Source organism: Kitasatospora sp. NPDC058048 (genome assembly GCF_042885555.1).
Lineage (GTDB): Bacteria > Actinomycetota > Actinomycetes > Streptomycetales > Streptomycetaceae > Kitasatospora > Kitasatospora lactacystinica.
Window position 1 is genome coordinate 273,546 of sequence record NZ_JBHVRT010000007.1, and the last position, 20,682, is coordinate 294,227.

The following is a 20,682-nucleotide window of genomic DNA, read 5'->3' on the forward strand; positions in this document are numbered from 1 at the left end:
CTCGCCCCCGCGCCGGGCGCGGACGGGCGCAGCGTCCGGGCGGCCTGGGTCCGCTCCCCCCCCCGGTCGCGGGCGGGGGCGGCCTCCGCCCCCCGCGACCGTGCCGCTCCAGCAGCCACTCGACCCTCCCGCGGCACCTACGGTCAGGGCCCCCCGGGCCACCGCACCGCCGCCCGCGCGTCGAGGCCGACGGCCATGACGGCGTCGACGGCCACCGGCGCACCATGCCCGGCCGGCCCCTCCGGCCGGCCCCTCCGCCCGTTACCGGAGCTGCCGCAGACGGGAGTTGGCGATGTTGCGGGTGCGCCGGGTGCGGCCGTTCCCGGCGAGCAGGCCCAGCGTGGCCCGGTCGGACGACTCCTCGGCGAGGCGTCCCTGGAGCCAGTTCTCCGCCGCGAGCAGCTGCTCCTCCTCCCACGGCTCGTCCAGGGCCGTCGCCCGCAGCAGCGCCCAGTTCCGCAGGCGCCGGGCGGTGAACGCGTCGGTGGCCACGACGCCCGCCAGCTCACGTCGCCAGGCCGGGAAGCCCGGGTCCGTCAGCAGTTCCGCCGCGCGCCGGTCCAGGTACTCGCAGACCGCGCAGCTCGCCATCGGGCGATCGGGGTCGGTGAGCACCCGGGCCGCGAGGGCGGCCGCGTCCTCCGGAGCCACGTCCGCGAAGGCCCGGCGGTAGCGTGCGAACCGCACGTGCTCGTCCGGCTCGAAGCCGTCCGCACCGGCCGCTGCTGTCTCGCTCACCGGGGTTCCCTCTTCCGTCCTGTCGTGGCCGTTTGCCCGCCCGATGATCGCACGGCCGGCGGAGTGCGGGTCCGGCGCCGCCGTCGGCGGCCTCCTTGACCTGAAGTCGGCTTGAGCTTCTAGCCTTCACCCGATCGATCGTCGGGCGACAGGAGAGACCGCATGATTCTCGTGACCGGAGCCACCGGCAACATCGGACGTTCCCTGCTGGAGGAGCTGCGGGCCTTCGGGGCCGGCCCCCTGCGGGGCCTCACCCGGGACGGTGCCCGGGCCCGGTTCCCCGAGGGCGTGGAGGTGCGTGAGGGCGACCTCGCCGACCCGGCCTCCCTGGCGCCCGCCCTCGACGGGGTGCGCTCGCTGTTCCTGGTGTCGCGGATCGGCTCCGATGCCGGGATCCTCGACGCCGCCCGCCGCGCCGGCGTCGAGCACGTGGTGCTGGTGTCGTCCGTCACCGTCGAGACGCATCCGCACCTGGGCCCCGCCCGGGAGAACGCCGACGTCGAGCGGCTGGTCAGGGGCAGCGGCATGGCGTGGACGGTCCTGCGGCCGACCCAGTTCGCCTCCAACGCCCTGTGGTGGGCGTCGGCGATCCGTGAGCGGGGGACGGTCCGCGTGCCGTACGCGGACACCGGTCTGCCCACGATCCACCCGGCGGACGTCGCGGCGGTGGCGCGGGTGGCGCTGACCGGGCCTGGCCACCGGGGACGGGTGTACGCGCTGACCGGGCCGGAGCGGGTGACGGCCCGGCAGCAGGTGGCGGCCATCGCGGCGGCCCTCGGGCGGGCCGTGCCCCTCGCGGTGATCGGCCGGGCGGAGGCCCGGCGGGAGCTGGCCGAGGTCCTGGGAGCCGAGGCGGCGGACGCGGTGCTCGACCTGACGGGCGGGGACGTCAACGACGGCCTGATGGAGGTGCGCGACACCGTCGAGCGGGTCACCGGATCCCCCGCCAGGCCGTTCCACCACTGGGTCGCCGAGAACGTCGCCGCCTTCCGCTGACGATCCCCCCGCCCGGGCCGGGCACGCCCCGCCCGGCCCGCAGCCCCGGCGCTCAGCCGATGGTCACCACCCGGGCCCACTCCGGCGGGGTGTCCGGCCGGTAGTCCGGCCGGTTCTCGTTGTACCGGACCGGCCTCGGGAAGAGGCCGACCACGGTGCGGCAGGGCGGGGCGGCGGAGGGCCACGGGGTCTGGCCGTCGGTCAGGACCACCACCACGTCCGGGCGGGGGTGGCCGCGCAGGGCGGTGCGGAAGCCGGTGCGCAGGTCGGTGCCGCCGCCACCGATCAGCGGGATGCCCTCGGCCCGGCAGAGCCGGTGGACGGCCTCGGCAGCCGCGTCGCAGGGGACCACGGTGACCTGGTCGCGGCGGCCGCCGACAGCCCGGCCGATCGCCGCGACCTCCAGCAGTGCGCTGCCCAGCTCCTCGTCCGAGACCGACCCGGAGGTGTCGATGATCACCGAGACCCGCGGTGGGCGCCGCCGAAGGCTCGGCAGCAGAACGCCCGGCACCCCGGCCGAGCGGCGGGCGGGGCGGCCGTAGCTGTAGTCCTCGCCCGCGCCGGGGCCCGAGACCGCCGAGCGCACGGCCGCGCCCAGCAACTGCCGCCACGGCTGCGGCGGGTGGAACGCCTCCTCGGCCCAGCGCTTCCAGCCGGCCGGGGCGGTGCCGGGGCGGGCCCGGATGCCCTCGGCGACCCGGAAGCGGACGGCGTCGCGCTCCTGGGCGGTGAGCCCGTGGGCGCCGTCGGGGCCGAGCTCCCACGGGCGGTCCAGGCCGTCGGCGCCGCTGCCGCACTCCAGCCAGGCGGCCTGCAGGCTGCGCGGGTGGAAGCGGTACCGGCGCAGGTACTCCTCCATGAGCAGTCCGTCCGGCAGCAGGAGCATCACCGGCCGGACGGCGCCGGCCGGGCGGGCCAGTCCGTCCCCGTACACGTCGTCGTTGATCTCGCAGTCGGCGGCGATGTTCATCCGCAGCCGGGCGGCCGGGCCCTCCAGGCCGAGCTCCCGGGCGATCCGGTCGCCGCGTCCGTGGTGGTCGCGCAGCAGGTGCGAGACCTCGTGCACCCAGACGCCGGCCAGCTGTTCCACGGGCGTGCGGGCGACGAAGGCCGGCGAGGCGTAGCAGCGCCAGTACCGGTCCACGGCCATGGTCGGCACCTGCCGGGACTCCACCAGGTGGAGCGCGAACAGTGCCGTCGCCAGGTACGGCCGGACCCGGGCGGCGTGCAGCCGGGCGGCGTACAGCTTCTCGACGTCCAGCGGCGCGGACGGCGCGGACGGCATGATCGCCGTGCCGGCCGTGCCTGCCGCCGTGCCCGTCGCCGTGCCGTTCATGGCCGCACCGCCCCGGGCTTCCGGGCACCGACGAGGTCGGCCCGGCGGGAGACGGCCAGCGCCGGGGCGAGCCGTTCGATCGCCGCCGGCACGTCCCAGTCCTCCCGGCGCAGCGAGGCCAGCGTGGTGGCCGGGACGACGAGCAGGTCCGGCGCGCCGGTCTCCAGCGCCCGGACCAGCAGGGCCCAGGCCGCGTCCCAGCGCGTCCGGTCGGGCCGGTTGCGGACCGCCGCGACCACCCCGTCCAGCACCGCCTGGCGCAGGTCCCCGCGATCGGGCAGCATCGCGGCGCCCGGATCGGCGAGCAGGTCCTCCGGGTCCGGCAGGTCCATCCGGTCCATGTGCGCCATCAGCTCCAGCCCCGGACCGTCGCCGACCGCGCCGCGCACCAGCAGCGACAGCACCTCCCGGGAGGAACCGGCCGCGGTCGCGAAGGCGACCAGCCGCAGCGTCATGTCCCAGCTGCGCGGGGACGGCCAGGCGCCGCCGCGCCGGGTGTCGGTGGCGGGCAGCCGGTGCACCAGCTCGGGACGGGCGGTCAGCAGCCCGCACACCGAGCGCCGGGCCAGTGCGACGGCCGCCGACAGTGCCTGCGGGTCGAGCCGGGGCAGAGTGGCCACGGGCCAGACGCCGCCGAGGCCGCGCACCACCACCTCGTGGTCGTGCACCCACTGGAGGTGGACGAAGCGGTTGGCCAGCGGCGGGCTGAGCTCCCAGCCGTCGGCCGCCGAGGAGCGCGGGTTCGCGGCGGCCACGATCCGTACCCCGGGCGGGAGTTGCAGCGTGCCGATGCGCCGCTCCAGGACCAGCCGGAGCAGGGCGGCCTGGACGGCGGGCGGCGCGGTGGACAGCTCGTCCAGGAACAGGAGTCCGTGCCCGGCCCGCACCAGGCGCACCGCCCAGTCCGGTGGGGCCATCGGGACGCCCTGCTCTGCCGGGTCGTCGCCGACGATGGGCAGCCCGGAGAAGTCGGAGGGCTCGTGGACGCTGGCGATGACCGTGGTCAGCGGCAGCTCCAGGGCCTCGGCGAGCTGGTTGAGGGCGGCGGTCTTGCCGATGCCGGGCTCGCCCCAGAGCAGGACGGGAAGGTCGGCGGCGACGGCCAGGGTGAGCGCTTCCAGTTGGGTGTCGGAGCGCGGCTCGGTGGTGGTGTCGGACAGCAGGTCGAGCAGTCGGCGGGCGGTGCCGAGGCGGGTGGAGTCCGGTCCGGCGGTGTCGGGGCGGTCGGAGTCGGTGTCGAGGCCGGCGGCGTCGGGGCCGGCAGCGTCGAGGAGGGCGGTTCCGGGCATGGGTGATCACCTCAAGGTGTGGAGAGGGCTTCGGTGGTGAACGGCGAGGTGCCGGCGTCAGCGCAAGGAGGCGGGGCGCGGGTGGGCGCGGAACGAGCCGCGGCGCGGGCGGGGGCGGGAGCCCGGACCGTGCGGGAGCGAGCCGTGCCGCACGCGCGGCGACGGGTGGTCGACGATTTCGGGCCCGGTCAGCCCGGACCGGTAGAGGCCGTACGCGATCCGCCGCTCCGCGGCCGCCGCCAGTTCGTCCCGCAGCGGTCCCTCGCGCAGCACCGCCTCCGGGCCGAGCAGGGCCTCGACCACGGCCAGTGCCCCGGCGAAGTCGCCGTGGTCCAACCGCTCGCGCACACCGTCCAGTTGGCCGGGGCTCCGGTGTGCCAGGTCGACAGCCCGCAGGCAGGGCAGCGGGGTGCCGGACAGGGCGGCGAGCAGCTCCTCGCGGCGCAGCTCGGCCGGGTCGTGGTCGAGCGGGGCGAGCACCCCGTCGACCGGGCCGATCCGGTGGCGCGCCCCTCGGCAGTCCACCGTCCGCTCGGCCGGGGGCGGGGCGCCGGTCCGCGCGGACGGGCCGGGCGGGTGCCCGGGCGCCAGCGCGGCCGCGACCAGCGGATGCAGCCGGTCGGCCTCGATCGCACCGCTGCGGAGCAGGTCGAGGTCGGGCGGCACCCAGGTCGCGGCATCGGGCAGCAGCGGCAGCCCCGAGAGGTCCCCGGAGGCCTCCGCCGTCGACCCGTCGGGCCGGAGCAGCAACCGCCGCCGGTGCCCGAGCCGCACCACGACGGGCCCGGCGGGGAGGCCGTCGGCGCGCAGCAGCAGCTCGGCCTCGGCGGCCCAGCGGTCGACGGCGCAGCGCAGTGTCGGATCGCCGATGTCCCTGCCTGGCAGGCCTGTTGGCGGATCCGCCGCGCCGGAGCGGACGGCCAGCTCCGCGCTGCGCCCGGCGTCCCAGAGGTGCCGGTGCAGGTCGTAGCGGAACCGGCGGCCGGGACGCGGCCGCGGGTGCGGCGACCGGGCGTCGTGCCCGGAGCCGTCCCAGAGCTCCAGGCCGACCCGCTGCCCGTACTCCGCCCAACCGGGCGGTGTGCGGACCACCAGGAAGACCGGCGGCTCGCCCGGGTACCGGGCCAGCGGCACGGTGAGCCCGGGCCGCAGCAGCCCGTCGGGGGCGGATCTCGGCAGGTGCCAGCGCAGCAACTCCGGAGCCAGGCAACGGAGATCCGCCCGGACCAGGTCGGCGATCTCCCGGCCGTGGACGCGGGTGACGTCCCGCAGGCGGAAGTCGACCTCGACATTGGCGGCGGCGCAGGCCCCGGCCCAGTCGCCGGACAGGCGGCGGGAGGTGGCGGTTTCGATCATGGAGGGCGGCACGGCGTACTCGCGTACGCGCCGCCAGAAGGAGAGGCGGGAGTCGTTCCCGTGCGCGGGGTGAGTGGGCATCAGCACTCACTCTTCGCGGACGGGACCCCCATTCTGTGAACAGCGTGAGTGGTCATCGCCGGGAGCATAGCGCCCCGCTCCGCCGCCCGCCACATCGTTTCGCCGCCCGGCCGTTCCGCTGCTCGGCCGGGTGCTCAAGGGCCGCTGGAGGCCAGGTCGAGACGGGTGGTCCGGGGCGGCCCGGGTGTGTTCTGGTGGAGGGCGGAGGGCGCGCGCGGGGGCGTAGACGCTGGCGCATGGAGCTGAGTGCGGAGGCTATGGTTCGCCGGCCCGGAGTGGCCTTGACTGGTGGACACGAGGACGGACGCGCAGGGTTCACGGAACCCGGCCGGTCCGACGATCCGAACAGGTTCCTACTCCGAGTGAGGGTGATTGTGATGGCTGGTGCGGTGGATCTCGCGGTCGAGTCCGGTGTGGTGCTGGTGGTCGGTGGGACGGGGAAGACGGGTCGTCGGGTGGCGGACCGGTTGGTGGCGCGGGGTTACGGGGTGCGGGTGGGGTCGCGTTCGGGTGCGGTGCCGTTCGACTGGCACGACGAGGGGACGTGGGAGGGGGCGTTGGAGGGGGTGAGTGCGGCGTATCTGACGTACTACCCGGATCTGGCGTTCCCGGGTGCGGTGGAGGCGGTGGGGGCGTTCTCGCGGTTGGCGGCGGAGCGCGGGGTGGGGCGGCTGGTGCTGCTGTCGGGGCGTGGCGAGGAGGCCGCGGAGGCGGGGGAGAAGGCGGTGATGGAGTCGGGGGCCGCGTGGACGGTGGTGCGGTGCGCGTGGTTCGACCAGAACTTCAGCGAGTCGTTCTTCCTGGAGCCGGTGCTGGCGGGGGAGTTGGCGTTGCCGGTGGGTGGGGCGGTGGAGCCGTTCGTGGACGTGGAGGACATCGCGGACGTGGCGGTGGCGGCGTTGACGGAGGCGGGGCACGCGGGGGAGGTGTACGAGGTGACGGGGCCGCGGCTGCTGTCGTTCGCGGACGTGGCGGTGGAGTTGTCGGGGGCGACGGGGCGTGAGGTGCGGTTCGAGGCGGTCTCGGAGGAGGCGTACCGGGGGGTGCTGGAGGCGGCGGGGCTGCCGGCGGACTTCGCGGAGCTGTTCTCGGTGATCCTGGACGGCCGCAACGCCTCGCTGGGCGACGGTGTGCGGCGGGCGCTGGGGCGCGAGCCGCGGGACTTCACCGACTACGCCCGCGAGGCCGCCGCCTCCGGCGTATGGAACGCGTGACCATCCGGAAGGGCAACACCTGCCGTCCGTACGGCAGTTCAGTAGATCGTCGGTGCCGGGCGGCACCGACCCCCTGACCAGCACCCGGCCGCGGCCGGGAGCGGTGAGGAGGCCGGCGGCCCGGACACCGGGAGAGTCCCCGCACCGGGCGGGGACCGGGGAGACCGAAGGAATACCCATGCGCTCGAACCAGACCGCGACCCCTGCTTCCTACACCGCCGCACAGTCCTTCACCGGCCTCGCGCCGGGCGGCACGGCCCCGGCCGTGCCCGGCACCCGGAGCAAGGCCGCCGGCCCGCTCCTGGTGGGCGCCACCATCGCGATGGGCCTGATGGCCGGACTGTTCTTCGCCTTCGACGTCTCGGTGATGCCGGGCCTCGCGGAGGGCGACGACGGCACCTACGTGACGGCGATGCAGCACATCAACAAGTCGATCGACGGGAACGGGCTGTTCGGCCTGGTCTTCATCGGCGCCTTCCTCGCCACCGGCATCGCCGCCTGGCTCCAGCACAAGGCCGGCCGGCGGCAGGCGGCGCTCTGGGCGGCGGCCGCGACGCTGCTGTACGTGGTGGCGCTGATCGTCACCATGGGCGTCAACATCCCGCTCAACAACGAGCTGGCGGCGGCCGGCGACGCGGCGCAGATCCACGACCTCGCCGCCGTGCGGGCCAAGTTCGCGGACACCTGGGTCCCGGTCAACATGCTCCGCACCGCGCTCTGCGCGGGCGGCCTGCTCGCCCTGACCCGCTCCCTGGTGCTGCACGGCCGCGCCGGGCGCTGAACGCCGGCCCCGCACAGGGCCCCCGACAGCCCCCGGCGGCCCCCGACGGATCCCGTCGGGGGCCTTCGGCCTGCCGCCGGCGGGCACCTGTCGCCCGGCAGCCGCCACCCGGCGCCCGACTGGCCGATTCCGTTCGCTCGCGACCGACGAAGGGTCGCGGCGGACGGGCCCGCGGGCGCAGACTGGCCGGTGCACGGGAGTTCCGACCGCAGGGGGCAGGCATGTCCGTACCACCCGTCAGGCGCAGGGCAGTTGGCAGGCTCCGGACCGCGATCGGCGCACTGGTCGTCGCCCTGGCGGCGGGAGCGGCGGTCGCCCTGCCGGCCGCCGAGGCGCAGGCGGCCGGCGCCAAGGGCGGCAAGGTGGTCTACCTGACCTTCGACGACGGCCCCAGCCCCGCCTACACGTCCAAGGTCCTGGCGACGCTCGGCCGGTACGGGGTGCGCGCGACCTTCTTCGAGATCGGGCAGAACGTCTCCGCCCACCCCGCGGTGACCGCGCAGGTCGCCAAGCAGGGCCACAGCGTGCAGAACCACTCCTGGTCCCACCCGGACCTGAGCAGGCTCTCCGCGACCGCGCTCAACGCGCAGGTGGCCGACACTGACAAGGTCATCCGCGCGCAGACCGGCCGTACCCCGAGCTGCCTGCGCCCGCCGTACGGCGCCGTCAACGGCACGGTGCGTTCGAAGGCCGCGGCGCTCGGCAAGCAGATCGTGCTCTGGTCGGTGGACCCGGCGGACTGGTCCCGCCCCGGCGCGGCCGCGATCAGGTCGCGGGTGCTGAACAACGTCCGTCCCGGTTCGGTGATCCTGCTGCACGACGGCGGCGGCGACCGCAGCCAGACGGTGGCCGCGCTGCCGGGGATCATCTCCACGCTCAAGGCGCGCGGGTACGGCTTCGCCACCCTCTGCGGCTGATTCCGGTCAGCGGCAGAGGGTGGCGGCGGCGGGCGGCGCGGCCGGGCCCGCCCGTCGAGCGGGTCCGGGCCCGGTCAGCTCTGCCCGTTGAGGACGAGCGCCCAGGCGAGGCAGGCCAGGGCGCCGGTCGACAGCAGGGCGCGCAGCACGTTGAAGCGCACCCAGCGCGCCTCGAAGCGGCTGCGCACCGCGGCCGGGTCGGCGATCCGCTGGGCCGACCCGGCGGCTTCGAGCTCGTCGTTCAGCGGGATGTTGACCGAGCGGGTGACCCCGATCATCGCGACGTACAGCACCAGCGCGGCGATGGTCGCGGGCAGGACGTCGTGCCCGTCCGAGGGCAGGTGCAGGGCGACCGCCGCCGCGGTGGCGAGCAGGGCGCCGACGAAGCCGAGGACGAACCAGCCGTTCAGGATCGCCTTGTTGACGCGCTGCATCACCTCGATGAAGGTGCGGTCGTCGACCCGCGCGAGTGCCGGCATGACCGAGCACGAGTAGCCGTAGAACAGTCCCGCGGTCAGTCCACAGGTGACCGTGGCCGCCACCAGGACGAGTGTGCGTGCCGTTTCCATCGTCGTGAGCCCCTCACTTCTCGCAGCCGGTGTCGCCGTACCGCGGTCGCCGTGTTTCGGTCCGTACCCCCGTGCGCAGATCATCCGGCATTCGGGCGGTGCGAGCCACCTCGATCACTCAAGAGTCTCTCAAATGACGAAGCGTCAAATGATGTCCTGCCGTCTACACTTGGCGTCATGGACACTCTGACGGGACTCCTCGACGGCCCCAAGGCCCGTGGCGCGTTCCTGCTGCGCTCCATCCTCACCCCGCCGTGGTCGCTGCGGATCGAGGACCGGGCCCCGCTCTCGGTGGTGACGATGGTCCGCGGCGACGCCTGGATCCTGCCCGAGCGCGGCACCCCGCTGCTGCTGCACCCCGGCGACGTGGCGATCGTGCGCGGCCCCGAGCCGTACACCGTGGCGGACGACCCCGACACCCCGGTGGACGTGATCGTCGGCCCGGGCCAGGTCTGCACCAAGGGCGGGGTGGACGTCTCCGAGGTGATGTCGCTCGGCGTCCGGACCTGGGGCCAGGGCCGGGAGGGCGACCGGGCCTCCTCGGTGGTGCTGTCCGGCACCTACCAGGCCGAGCACGAGATCGGCCAGCGGCTGCTCGGCTGCCTGCCCGCACTGCTGGTCCGCCCGGCCGGCACCGGCGCCGACGACACCCTGGTGCACCTGCTGGCCGCCGAGATAGGGCGCAACGAGCCCGGCCAGGAGCTCGTCCTGGACCGCATCCTGGACCTCCTGGTGGTCTCCGTGCTGCGCTCCTGGCTGGCCGCCCCCGACTCCGGCGCCCCCGCCTGGTACCGCGCCCAGCACGACCAGGTGGTCGGCCCGGTCCTGCGGATGATGCACGACGACCCGGCCACCGCCTGGACGGTCGCCGAACTGGCCCAGCGGGTCGGGGTCTCCCGGGCCGGCCTGGCCCGCCGCTTCACCGCCCTGGTCGGGGAGCCCCCGATGGCGTACCTGGCGGGCTGGCGCCTGGCGGTCGCCGCCGACCTGCTGCGCGAGCCCGAGTGCACCGTCGCCTTCGCGGCCCGCAAGGTCGGCTACAGCAACGCCTTCGCCCTCTCGGCGGCCTTCAAGCGGGTGCGCGGCGTCAGCCCGCAGGAGCACCGCCGGACGGCCGCCACGGGCACCCCGTCGCAGCAGGCGGGCTTCTCGGGGCCGGCGGAGACGGTGATCCTGGCGGGCTGAGCAGAGTGTTGCCATTTGCCTAATCCATTTAGGCAATCCCATACTGTCCGCAGACAGCCGACGCGACCGTACGGGAGAACGCACATGGCAAGGGCAGGGCTGACCGTCGAACGCCTGGTCGTCGCGGGCGCCGAGCTCGCTGACCAGGTCGGCTTCGACCAAGTGACCGTCGCCGCGGTCGCCCGCGGCTTCGGCGTCCAGACGGCCAGCCTCTACTCCCACGTCAAGAGCTCCCACGACCTCAAGACCCGGATCGCCCTGTACGCCCTGGAGGAACTCGCCGACCTCGTCGCCGACGCCCTCGCCGGACGGGCGGGCCGCGACGCCCTCGCCGCCTTCGCGGACGCCTACCGCGACTACGCGGCCCGCCACCCCGGCCGCTACGACGCCACCCGGCTGCGCCTGGACGCCGCAACGGCCGCCGCCAGCGCGGGCGTCCGGCACGCCCAGATGACCAGGGCGATCCTGCGCGGCTACGACCTGGGCGAGCCCGAGCAGACCCACGCGGTGCGCATGCTCGGCAGCGTCTTCCACGGCTACATCAGCCTGGAGGCGGCCGGCGGGTTCAGCCACACCGCCGTCGACCCGCAACAGTCCTGGGACTGGATCATCGACTCCCTCGACGCCCTGCTGCGCGCCGGCGGAGCCCGTACGGCCGGTTGATCCACCTCCTCCGCACGCCCCGACGAACCGAAGAGCAGCACCATGACGACGATCACCACCCCCGTCACCGAGGCCCTCCTCCACGGCCACCTCGACCTCGAACACACCGCCCGCGGCCTGCTGCCGCACCGCCTGCCTGCCGCCGCCCGCCGGCGGATCCCCGACGAACAGCTCGCGATGGCCGAGTCCCAGCCCTCCGGCGTCCGGCTCGCCTTCCGCACCCGCGCCACCACCGTCACGCTGCACGCCGTCCCCACCAAGCGCGCCTACCCGGGCGTCCCGAACGTCCCGGACGGCGTCCACGACCTCCTGGTGGACGGCCGGCTCACCGCGCAGAGCACCGTCCCCGGCGGCAACCTGCGGACCGTCGACCTCGCCACCGGCCGCTTCGAACTGACCGAAGGACCGTCCGGCAGCGCCCGGTTCACCGGCCTGCCGGAACGCGACAAGACCGTCGAGATCTGGCTCCCGCACACCGAGACCACCGAACTGATCGCCCTCGACACCGACGCCCCGATCGAGCCGATCCCGACCGGCACCCGCAAGCACTGGCTGCACCACGGCAGTTCGATCAGCCACGGCTCCAACGCCGCCCACCCCACCGGCACTTGGCCCGCCCTGGTGGCCAACGGCGCCGGCCTGGACCTGACCAACCTCGGCTTCGGCGGCGGCGCCCTGCTCGACCCCTTCACCGCCCGCGCCATCCGCGACACCCCCGCGGACCTGATCAGCCTCAAGCTCGGCATCAACCTGGTGAACACCGACCTGATGCGGCTGCGCGCCTTCACCCCGGCCGTCCACGGCTTCCTGGACACCGTCCGGGACGGCCACCCGACCACACCGCTGCTGGTCGTCTCCCCGCTGCTCTGCCCGCTCCACGAAACCGTGCCGGGCCCGCTCGCCCCCGACTTCAGCAGCGGCACCCTGCGCTTCCGCGCCACCGGCGACCCCGCCGAGGTGGCCGCCGGCCGGCTCACCCTCACCGTCATCCGCGCCGAACTGGCCCGCATCGTCGCCGAACGCCGGGCCGACGGCGACCAGCACCTGCACCACCTGGACGGCCTGGCCCTCTACGGCGAGACCGACCACGACGCCCACCCGCTCCCCGACGGCCTCCACCCCTCCCCGGAGGCCCACCGCCTCATCGCGGAGCGCTTCGCCGAGCTCGCCCTCGCCCCCGGAGGCGCCCTGGCACCATGACCCGCCGCGGCCGCCTCCCGCCGGAGCGGCACGGCGGACCAGTGGCCACGGACCCACGAGCAGTGGCAGCAGCTCCACCGGGTGCGGCGGGCGACCTGGCTGTGCCGACGCTGCCGCGTCGTGTTCCTCCCCGCCACGTCGCTCCGCCCCGACGCTCCGCCCCGACGCCGCCGGCTCCTCCGCGATACCCGTGGCGCAGTTCCCGCAGTGGTCGGTGGCCATCGCGCGTCAGGACGACCGGCCCGGCGCCCCGACCACGTCGGCCTGACCGCCCACCGGCAGCCGGCTCCGCGGAGGCCGCCCGGCTCGGCCCGGCGGCACGGCCGCGATGGGCCCCGGGACGGCGCGTGTCGCGGAATCACCGGCCCGGGTTGGGACCACACAGCCCCGCCCCTTGCTCGGCACCGGCCGTGCCGGTGCCGAGCAAGGGGCGGGGCGTGGACGGTCCACGGACGGCAAGGCGTCTCATGCGGCGGCCGCCAGGGACGGCGGGAGCGCCAGCGCGGTGACCACCGTGCCGCGGTGCACGCCCCAGGTGCCGGTGCGGACGGCCGGGTGGTGCGGGTGCCGGGCCGCGAACGTGCCGTCGGCGTACACGGCGACGGCGATGGCCGCGAGCGGGGCCCAGGTGCCGGTCAGCGGATGGACGGCCTTGTAGGCGGACTCCTTGGCACTGAACAGGACCGTGTCCCACGGGGCTTGACCCTCGGGCAGCCCGGCCAGGGCGCTGCGCTCGGCCTCGCTGCTGACCAGTTGGAGCACACCCCGCGGGAGCGGCCGCGCGGGCTCGGCGTCGATCCCGAGCGAGGCCAGCTGCCCGGTGCCGGCGACGGCGCAGGCCGTGTAACCGTCCGTGTGGGTGATGCTGCCCGTGACCCCCGCCGGCCACCGGGGCGCCCCGCCGGGCCCGGGCAGCAGCGGCACCGGCGGATACCCGAGAGCACCGAGCACCTGGCGGGCGAGCGTCCGGGCGGTGGCGAACTGCCGGCGGCGGCGCGGCGACCGGTCCCGGATGTACGCCGCCTCCGCCGGCAGCAGCCGGCCCTCGGACGGGACGCCGAAGGCCTCGGCACAGTGGACGTGGGGCGGGAGCAGCGCGGCCAGCACGCCGGCCGGGGCGGTGGTGGTCACGGTCGTCAGCGGCCGGCCGCGACCAGCAGGTGGACGTGGTGCGCGATGTGCTGGGGAGTCTCCAGCGGCACCATGTGACCGGTGCCGGGAATCCGGTGCAGCTCGGCGTGCGGCAGCGCCGACGTGAGCTCCCGGCTGAACTCGGGCTTCACGATCTTGTCCTCGGTGCCGGTGATGACCGCGGTCGGCGCGGTGATCCCGGCCAGACCCGCGCGCTGGTCCATCTCCTGCGTCGACGCGAAGCACGCGGCCCGGGTCGCCGGCGACGTGGCGGCGAACAACCTGCGGTTGGCCTCCCGCGCCGACAGCGAAGCAGCCGGCCCGTGCGTCCCACCGAGCAGCCGACGGCCCAGCCACGGCGTCCGCAGCGCCCGGCTGAACAGCTTCGACCCCATCATCCTGACCTCGCTCGCCGGGGTGATCTGCCCGTGCGAGGCCGTCGACACGAGCACAAGACCCGCCAGCCGCCCGACACTTGCCCCGCCCTTCCCGGCCGGCAGCCCCGCCGCCCAGGCCAGCGCCGCGTACCCGCCGCCCGAGTGCCCCACCACCACGACCGGCCGCTCCGGCGTGGTGAGCGTCCCGACGACGGTGTCCAGGTCCCGCGCCAACCGCTCGATGCCGATCGGCTCCCGCCCGGACGTCGACGAGGCGTGACCGCGCTGGTCGTACGTGGCCACCGTGTGCCCGGCCGCCGCGAGCTGCTGCGCGGTGGCGTGCCAGACGGTCCGGGAGGCGGCCCAGCCGTGGACCAGCAGCACCAGCGGCCGGCCCGGATCGGGCTCGCCCGGCTGGTGGACCGTGATGGCGAGGTGCGCGTGGTCGTCGGTCGTCGCGGTGTGGTCGGTGGTGGTGACGGCGTGCCGGGCGGGGAGCACGGGGATTTCGGTGACGGTCACTGGGGCCTCCTTCTCCGGTGGGGTTCCTACTTCTGGTTGTCGAGGTGGCGGCGGAGGTTGCTGAGGGCGTGCTGGGTGGCGGTGGTGTGCTTGGTCGTGAGGTTCGTGAGCTTGTGGAAGAACTTGGCCAGGCCGTGCGGGTCGGTGGCGAAGGTGATCGTCAGCAGCGTCCGGGCGCCGTTGTCCTGGGGCGTGAGCCGGTAGGTCGTCGTGCCCTGGAAGTGGCCGGTGTGGGACTGCGTGAGCTCGGCGTCCGGGACGACCTGCGTGGTGGTCGAGGTGAACCGCAGCTTGGGACCGGGCTTTCCGACACCCGCCGGGTGGACGGTGGTCGTGGTGGTGCCGCCGGTCTGCTGCGGGCCGGTGGACCCCGGCCGGTGGGTGTTGTGCGGGTGCCACCACGTCGTCCTGCCGTTGAGCTCGTCGACGAGGGCGTTCCAGACGGCGTGGGCGGGGTGGTTGAGGACGGTCCGGTCGGTGTGGTGAATGGCGCGCACGGGAAATCGGTCCTTTCGCTCGACGGGTGCGGCAGAGGAACCCGGTGAATCGCCGAATTCCCTTTTCCATTGCGGTGAGTGGAGTGTTTTGGGGTTAGGGGAAGATGTTGTGGCCGGGGGTGAGGGTGTGGGTGGGGTCGTAGGTGTTTTTGGCGTTGGTGAGGGTGGTCCAGTGGGGGCCGTAGTGGTGTTGCCAGTCGGTGGGGGTCATGTGGGGGATGGCGCCGACGAGGTAGCGTTTGGCGCCGAGTTGGGTGGCGGTGTTGTAGAGGTTGCGGTTGCGGGTGAGGTGGGTGGTGGGGTTGGTGGTGGTGGGGTTGGGGAAGGCGAGGAGGTCGAAGAGGTAGGCGGTGGGTTCGTTTGGGGTGATGGCGAGGGGGTGGGTGAGTTTGTTGGTGTGGAAGGGGTAGCAGAGGAGGAGGCCGGGGCCGATGTCGTCGGGGGTGAGTTGGGGGAGGGTGTGGTTGAGGAAGGTGGGGGTGGTGGTGGCGGGGAGGAAGAGGGAGAGCCAGGGTTTGGGGGTGTTCCAGTAGCCGAGGTTTTTGATGGTGTCGGCGAAGGTGTCGGCGCGGTAGGTGTATTCGCGGTAGGTCTGGTCGGTGATGGTGGTGGTGGTGGGGTTGAGGTCGGTGAGGAGGGGGGTGGGGTCGGGGGGTGTGGTGCCGTTGTAGTGGGTGACGGCTTCGATTTTGTAGTGGGGGGGTTGTCCGTTGGGTTGGATGAGGATTTCGCCGACTTGGGAGGGGAAGCGGCCGTCGTTGAGGATGGTTTGTTGGTCGGTGAGGAAGGTGTGTTGGTCGGTGTAGGTGAGGGTGAGGACGCGGGCGTTTTGGGGGGCGGGGACGAGTTTGAGGGTGGCTTTGGTGATGATGCCGACCTGTCCGGCGCCGGCGAGGGCGGTGTGGAAGAGGTCGGGGTTTCGGGTGGGGGTGGCGGTGAGGATGCGGCCGGTGCCGGTGACGATTTCGATGGCTTCGACGGTGTCGGCCTGGAGGCCGTGTTTGTGGACGGTGGAGCCGATGCCGCCGATGCTGATGGTGCCGCCGATGGAGAGGTGGAGGTAGTCGGTGAGGGCGGGGGGTGTGAGGTTCTGGGCGAGGGTGGCTTCGGTGAGTTGGGCCCAGGTGACGCCGGTGTCGACGGTGGCGTTGGTGGGGGTGATGGTGTGGATGCGGTTGAGGGCGCGGGCGTTGATGCTGATGCCGCCGGCGACGCCGGCCTGGCCGTAGTTGGAGTGTGATTCGAGGTCGTTTCCGGTGCCGCTCTGGCCGTTCATGGCGACTTTGAGGTTGTTGCGGCGGGCGAAGTCGATGATGGTGGCGATGTCGGGGGCGCCGGCGGGGTGGAGGACGGCGTAGGGGGTGTTGGTGGTGAGGCGGCCGAAGTCGTGGGCGTGGGTGTTGCGGGTGGTGGGGTTGGTGGTGAGGGTGCCTTGGATGGGGGGCAGGGGGGTGATGCGGCCGCGGGTGGGGGTGTCGGTGGTGGCCCAGGTGCGGGTGGTGGTGTTGTAGCCGATGACGGTGGCGGCGGCGCCGGTGAGCAGGGTGCGCCTGGACAGGGGGGTTCGGTTCATGCGCGGTGGTCTCCTCGGGGTGGTGGGCGGGCCGGGCGGGTGCGGGTGCGGGTGCCGGTGGTGTGCGGTGGGTGGTGGGCGCCGGTCGGTGGTTCCGGTCCTGCTGGTTCTGTCGGCCGTTGCGGTCGTGCGTGCAGGGGTGTTCCTGCGTTCTGCAACTGCGGTGCTGGTCCTGCTTGTTGTTCTGGTGCTGGTGCTGGTGCTGGTGCGGGGCCGGTTCCTTTGCCTGCCGGCCCCGTCTGCTGGTCCTGTGTGCTGGGCCGGGTGTTCCGGTCGTGTGTGCCGTAGGGGTTCCGGCCGCCTGCAACTGACCTGTTGGTCCTGCTTGTTGTGTTGGTACGGGGGCCGGTTGCTTTGCCTGCTGTTCCCGGCGGCTCTTCCGGTCCCGACTGGTGCGGTGGCGTGGTGGGTCGGTGTTCTCGCCGCACCGTTCCTCCTGGCCGTACCGGCTGTACCGGTCGCACGGTTCCTCCCGGCCGTTCCGGCCGTGCCGCTCCTGTCGGCCTGAGAGGTCCTGCCGGTTCTGCGGGTTTTGCCGGTGGTGGTGGTGCTGCGTGCGGTGTGGTGGTGTTCGGGTGGGCCGGCCTGTGGTGCGGGCCGGCCTGTCCCGGTGGTGCGGTGTGCCGGGTGCCGCCGGGTGCCGTCGGGGGCTGGGTGCGGGTGGGGTGTTAGGGGTTGGTGTGGGTGGTGGTTCGGTAGTTGGTGAGGTCGAAGGTGCGGGTCTGGCGGTGGAAGCGCCAGGTGTAGGTGGGCCAGATGCTGGGGTTGTTGCCGTGGGTGTCGGTGTACCAGCTGGTGCAGCCGCCGGTGTTCCAGACGGTGTTCTTGAGGCGGTTCTGGAGGGTGGTGTTGTAGGTGGTCTGGGCGTGGGGGTGGACGTCGAGGGTGGTGAGGTGGTGGGTGCGCAGGGTTTTGAGGGCGGCGAGGATGTAGGTGATCTGGGCTTCGATCATGACGGTCTGGGAGGAGTGGCCGAGGGTGGTGTTGGGGCCCAGGAGCATGAAGAGGTTGGGGAAGCCGTGGATGGTGGTGCCGCGGTGGGCGGTCATGCCGTCGCGGTTCCAGGTGTCGTGGAGGGTGTGTCCGTGGCGGCCTCGGATGAGGTGGGCGACGGGGCGGTCGGTGGCGGTGAAGCCGGTGGCGAGGATGATGGTGTCGATGTGGCGTCGGGTGCCGTCGGTGGTGGTGATGTGGGTGGGGCCGATGTGGGTGATGGTGTCGGAGACGATGTCGACGTTGGGTTGCTGGATGGCGGGGTACCAGGTGTTGGAGAAGAGGAGGCGTTTGCAGCCGACGGTGTAGTCGGGGGTGAGGCGGGCGCGCAGGGCGGGGTCGGGGACGGATTTTTTGAGGTGGCCGGCGGCCATGTTCTTCATGCCGGTGGTGCGGGAGGGGCGGGACATGAAGAACGCGACGATTTCGCGGCCGTGTTTGTTGAAGGCGCGGCGGAAGCGCTGGTAGCCGGGGAGGTGGCGCAGCATCCAGGTGTGGCGGGGGGTGTTGGGTTTGTCGGGTTTGGCGGCGACCCAGGGGGGTGTGCGCTGGTAGAGGTCGATGTGTGCGGCGTGGGGCTGGATGGCGGGGACGAACTGGATGGCGGAGGCGCCGGTGCCGATGACGGCGATGTTGCGGCCGGTGAGGTCGTGGTCGTGGCGCCAGCGGGAGGAGTGGAAGACGGTGCCGGTGAAGGTGTCGAGGCCGGGCAGGTCGGGGACGGCGGGGTCGGAGAGGTAGCCGGTGCCGGTGACGAGGACCTGGGCGGTGTAGCGGCCGTGTTTGGTGCGGATGTCCCAGTGGTGGTGGGTGTCGTTCCAGGTGGCGTTCAGGAGTTCGTGGTCGTAGCGCAGGTGGGGGTCGACGCCGTAGCGGGTGGCGCAGTTCTTGAGGTAGGTGTGGACCTCGGTGCGGGTGGCGAAGGTGGATTTCCATTCGGGGTTGCGGGCGAAGGAGAAGGAGTAGAGGTGGGCCTGGACGTCGCAGGCGCAGCCGGGGTAGGTGTTGTCGCGCCAGGTGCCGCCGAGGTCGTGGGCGCGTTCGAAGACGAGGAAGTCGTCGATGCCGGCCTTGAGGAGGCCGATGGCGGTGCCGAGGCCGGAGATGCCGGCGCCGATGATCGCGACTTCGAGGTGGCGGACGGCGAGGTCGCCGGCGGTGCCCGCGGCGGTGGCGGTGGCGGTGCCCGCGCCGGTGGCGGTGGCGGTGCCCGCGCCGGTGCCCGCGATGGTGGTGTCCGTGGCCGTGGTGGCCGTGCCCGCGCCGACGGCCGTGGTGGCGGCGGCCGTGGCGCCGACGGCCGTGGTGCCCGCGGTGGCGGCCGTGGTGCTGCCGGCGCGGGCGGTGGCGGCGCCGGTGCCGGTGCCGGCGGCGTCGGTGGTGGTGGTGTTGGGGGCGGGGGTCACCCCCGCCGCCGGGGTTGTGGGGGGTGCCGCCGGGGTGGCGGTGGGGGTGTTGGTGGTGGTGCGGTCGGGGGCGGGGGTGGTGGTCATGGCGTCGGTGTCCTCTTCTCGGGTGTCCTGGGTGGGCCCGGGGGTCAGGCGCGGCGGGTGAGGGTGACGCGGAAGTTGTTGAAGATGTGGTCTTCGAGGGTGTAGGCGAAGATGTCGAGGTAGCGCTCGAAGCGGGCGACGGTGGTCTCGTCGGTCATGGCGACGGCCTCGTCGCGGCGGGCGGCGAGGAGTTGGAGCCAGGCGCGGCAGGCGCGGGCGAAGGACTCGGGTTCGTTGCGGATCTCGGTGACCTCGAAGAGGCCGTCGAGGCCGGCGGCGAGTTCGGGCAGGCGCGGGATGTGGCAGCCCTCGAACTCCTCGCGCTGGAGGAACTTCAGGTCGTCCAGGAGCTGGCGGCGCAGCGGGGGGTTCTCGACGGTCATGGTGTGCAGGACGAAGCGGGCGCCGGGCTTGAGGAGGGAGTGGACCTGCTTGAAGAAGACGCGGTAGCGCTGGGTGCGCTCCTTGGGGGTGAGGGAGGAGAGCACGAAGTGTTCGAGTGCGTTGATGCAGAACGCGGCGTCGTAGGGGGCCTGGCCGTCGGCGAGGCGGTGGTCCTCCCAGCTTTCGACGCGGGCTTCGATGGCGGGGTTGGCGAGGGCGTCGACGAAGTCGGCCTGGGTGCGGGAGAGGGTGACGCCGACGGCCTTCTTGACGCCGTGGACGGTGGTGAGGCGGTTGAGCATGGTGCCCCAGCCGCAGCCGATGTCCAGGACGGTGTCGGTGTGGGCGGCGCGGGCGAGGTCGGTGAAGGCGTCGAGCTTGCGTTCCTGGGCCTCGTCGAGGACGGCGACGAGGTCCTCGCCGTCCTCCCAGTAGCCGCCGGAGTACATCATGGTGGGGCCCAGGATGAGCCGGTAGAGCTCGTTGGGGACCTCGTAGTGGTGGCGGATGGCCTCGACGTCGGGGTTGATGGAGCGGGCTTCGACGGTGGTCATGGGATGGGGCCCCTCGGTTGACGGTGGTGGGTATCGGACGGGACGGGACGGGTGGGCGGCGGCGGGGCCGGCGCCCGGTGCCCGGTGGACCGGCCTGCGGTGCCCGAAGGCCGGTGCGCGGCGCGGTGCGTGGTGCTTGGTGCGTGGTTCTCGGCGCCGCGCGTGGTGCGTGGTACGCGGTGCGTGGTGCTTGGTTCTCGGCGCCGCGCGTGGTGCCTGGTGCGTGGTGCCCGATGGCCGGTGCGTGGTCCTCGGTGCCGCTCGGGCCGCCGTGGGGCCGGTCGGGCGGTGTTCTGTGCCGGGACCGGGCCGCGGGTGGCCCGGCGCCCGGTGCCCGGTACGCGGTGGGTGGTCCTCGGCGCCGCGCGGGGAGCGTGATGCGGCGGTGATCGGGCCCGGCCGGGCCGCTGCCCTCGGTGCCTGCCGTGCCGGGCGGCCGGGTGCCGTCCGTGGTGCGGTGTGCCGGTTGAACCCGGCTTCCGGCGCGGGCGGGTGGTTGGGTGCCGACCGGTGGGCGGTGTGCCGGCCGGGCCGGGCCGAGGTTCCCGGGGTTTGACGCTGTCCGGGGTGGACGGCCGTCCCGGGCAGCCGCCCGGTGCCTTGTCGTGCCGTGCCGTTTCGGGCGGTTGGGTGCCGTCCGTCGTGCGGTGTTTCCGGTCGAACCGGGCTGCTGCCCTGGGTGGTTGGTTCCCGGGGCCGGCGGCTCTGCTGTGTTCGGGCGGTTGGGTGCCGCCCGTGGTGCGGTGTTTCCGGTCGAACCGGGCTGCTGCCCTGGGTGGTTGGTTCCCGGGGCCGGCGGCTCTGCTGTGTTCGGGCGGTTGGGTGCCGCCCGT

At 73.8% G+C, this 20,682-nt stretch carries 18 protein-coding genes; 7 read left to right on the forward strand and 11 right to left on the reverse strand.

Features of this window, described 5'->3' with window-relative positions:
- Positions 1-261: 261 nt before the first annotated feature.
- Entirely contained in the window at positions 262-738 is a 477-nt protein-coding gene (locus ACFVVA_RS10385; protein ID WP_387687799.1) for a hypothetical protein, read from the reverse strand.
- 162 nt (positions 739-900) lie between these two features.
- Here ACFVVA_RS10385 and ACFVVA_RS10390 point away from each other — a divergent pair, with 162 nt between their 5' ends.
- Positions 901-1,734, forward strand: coding sequence for an NAD(P)H-binding protein (locus ACFVVA_RS10390; protein WP_387687801.1), 834 nt, complete (start codon positions 901-903; stop codon positions 1,732-1,734).
- A 52-nt stretch (positions 1,735-1,786) separates the two neighbouring features.
- Here the strand turns inward: ACFVVA_RS10390 and ACFVVA_RS10395 are convergent, their stop codons facing one another.
- The 3 genes from ACFVVA_RS10395 to ACFVVA_RS10405 are packed head-to-tail and all read right to left on the reverse strand — an operon-like array spanning position 1,787 to position 5,796.
- Complete coding sequence (locus ACFVVA_RS10395; protein ID WP_387687864.1) at positions 1,787-3,019, reverse strand: VWA-like domain-containing protein; 1,233 nt, start codon at positions 3,017-3,019, stop codon at positions 1,787-1,789.
- A 47-nt stretch (positions 3,020-3,066) separates the two neighbouring features.
- On the reverse strand, positions 3,067-4,359 hold the full coding sequence (locus ACFVVA_RS10400) for an AAA family ATPase (protein ID WP_387687803.1): 1,293 nt from the start codon (positions 4,357-4,359) through the stop codon (positions 3,067-3,069).
- 57 nt (positions 4,360-4,416) lie between these two features.
- The gene (locus ACFVVA_RS10405) at positions 4,417-5,796 is read right to left on the reverse strand and encodes a hypothetical protein (protein WP_387687805.1); all 1,380 of its coding nucleotides are present in this window, start codon (positions 5,794-5,796) and stop codon (positions 4,417-4,419) included.
- A gap of 377 nt (positions 5,797-6,173) precedes the next feature.
- On the opposite strand from ACFVVA_RS10405, the gene ACFVVA_RS10410 reads away from it, so the two are divergent.
- The 3 genes from ACFVVA_RS10410 (at position 6,174) to ACFVVA_RS10420 (ending at position 8,708) form a co-directional block, all read left to right on the forward strand.
- Positions 6,174-7,010 carry an NmrA family transcriptional regulator gene (locus ACFVVA_RS10410; RefSeq protein ID WP_387687807.1) on the forward strand — a complete coding sequence of 279 codons (837 nt, stop codon included), beginning with the start codon at positions 6,174-6,176 and terminating at the stop codon, positions 7,008-7,010.
- A gap of 178 nt (positions 7,011-7,188) precedes the next feature.
- Positions 7,189-7,791, forward strand: coding sequence for an anthrone oxygenase family protein (locus ACFVVA_RS10415; protein ID WP_359914103.1), 603 nt, complete (start codon positions 7,189-7,191; stop codon positions 7,789-7,791).
- A 221-nt stretch (positions 7,792-8,012) separates the two neighbouring features.
- Positions 8,013-8,708: a polysaccharide deacetylase family protein gene (locus ACFVVA_RS10420; RefSeq protein WP_387687811.1), complete on the forward strand. Its 696-nt coding sequence runs from the start codon at positions 8,013-8,015 to the stop codon at positions 8,706-8,708.
- A 74-nt stretch (positions 8,709-8,782) separates the two neighbouring features.
- On the opposite strand, the gene ACFVVA_RS10425 is transcribed toward ACFVVA_RS10420, so the two are convergent.
- Positions 8,783-9,277, reverse strand: a complete 495-nt coding sequence (locus tag ACFVVA_RS10425) for a DUF1772 domain-containing protein (protein ID WP_380359050.1) — start codon at positions 9,275-9,277, stop codon at positions 8,783-8,785.
- 177 nt (positions 9,278-9,454) lie between these two features.
- Between ACFVVA_RS10425 and ACFVVA_RS10430 the strand changes: the two genes are divergently transcribed.
- The 3 genes from ACFVVA_RS10430 to ACFVVA_RS10440 all read left to right on the forward strand — a co-directional run bounded on the left by ACFVVA_RS10430 (position 9,455) and on the right by ACFVVA_RS10440 (position 12,325).
- Complete coding sequence (locus tag ACFVVA_RS10430) at positions 9,455-10,462, forward strand: AraC family transcriptional regulator (protein ID WP_387687813.1); 1,008 nt, start codon at positions 9,455-9,457, stop codon at positions 10,460-10,462.
- Between the two features lie 84 nt (positions 10,463-10,546).
- Entirely contained in the window at positions 10,547-11,125 is a 579-nt protein-coding gene (locus ACFVVA_RS10435; protein ID WP_387687815.1) for a TetR/AcrR family transcriptional regulator, read from the forward strand.
- A 42-nt stretch (positions 11,126-11,167) separates the two neighbouring features.
- Positions 11,168-12,325: a GDSL-type esterase/lipase family protein gene (locus ACFVVA_RS10440; protein ID WP_387687818.1), complete on the forward strand. Its 1,158-nt coding sequence runs from the start codon at positions 11,168-11,170 to the stop codon at positions 12,323-12,325.
- Between the two features lie 465 nt (positions 12,326-12,790).
- Here the strand turns inward: ACFVVA_RS10440 and ACFVVA_RS10445 are convergent, their stop codons facing one another.
- The 6 genes from ACFVVA_RS10445 to ACFVVA_RS10470 form a co-directional block, all read right to left on the reverse strand.
- Complete coding sequence (locus ACFVVA_RS10445; RefSeq protein WP_387687820.1) at positions 12,791-13,456, reverse strand: 4'-phosphopantetheinyl transferase; 666 nt, start codon at positions 13,454-13,456, stop codon at positions 12,791-12,793.
- 5 nt (positions 13,457-13,461) lie between these two features.
- Positions 13,462-14,355, reverse strand: coding sequence for an alpha/beta fold hydrolase (locus ACFVVA_RS10450; protein WP_387687822.1), 894 nt, complete (start codon positions 14,353-14,355; stop codon positions 13,462-13,464).
- Positions 14,356-14,381: 26 nt separating this feature from the next.
- Positions 14,382-14,852 carry an SRPBCC family protein gene (locus tag ACFVVA_RS10455; RefSeq protein ID WP_387687824.1) on the reverse strand — a complete coding sequence of 157 codons (471 nt, stop codon included), beginning with the start codon at positions 14,850-14,852 and terminating at the stop codon, positions 14,382-14,384.
- A 94-nt stretch (positions 14,853-14,946) separates the two neighbouring features.
- Entirely contained in the window at positions 14,947-16,425 is a 1,479-nt protein-coding gene (locus ACFVVA_RS10460; protein ID WP_387687827.1) for an FAD-binding protein, read from the reverse strand.
- Positions 16,426-17,093: 668 nt separating this feature from the next.
- Positions 17,094-18,911 carry a flavin-containing monooxygenase gene (locus ACFVVA_RS10465; protein WP_387687830.1) on the reverse strand — a complete coding sequence of 606 codons (1,818 nt, stop codon included), beginning with the start codon at positions 18,909-18,911 and terminating at the stop codon, positions 17,094-17,096.
- Between the two features lie 44 nt (positions 18,912-18,955).
- Positions 18,956-19,849 carry a class I SAM-dependent methyltransferase gene (locus ACFVVA_RS10470; protein WP_387687832.1) on the reverse strand — a complete coding sequence of 298 codons (894 nt, stop codon included), beginning with the start codon at positions 19,847-19,849 and terminating at the stop codon, positions 18,956-18,958.
- Positions 19,850-20,682 lie beyond the last annotated feature (833 nt).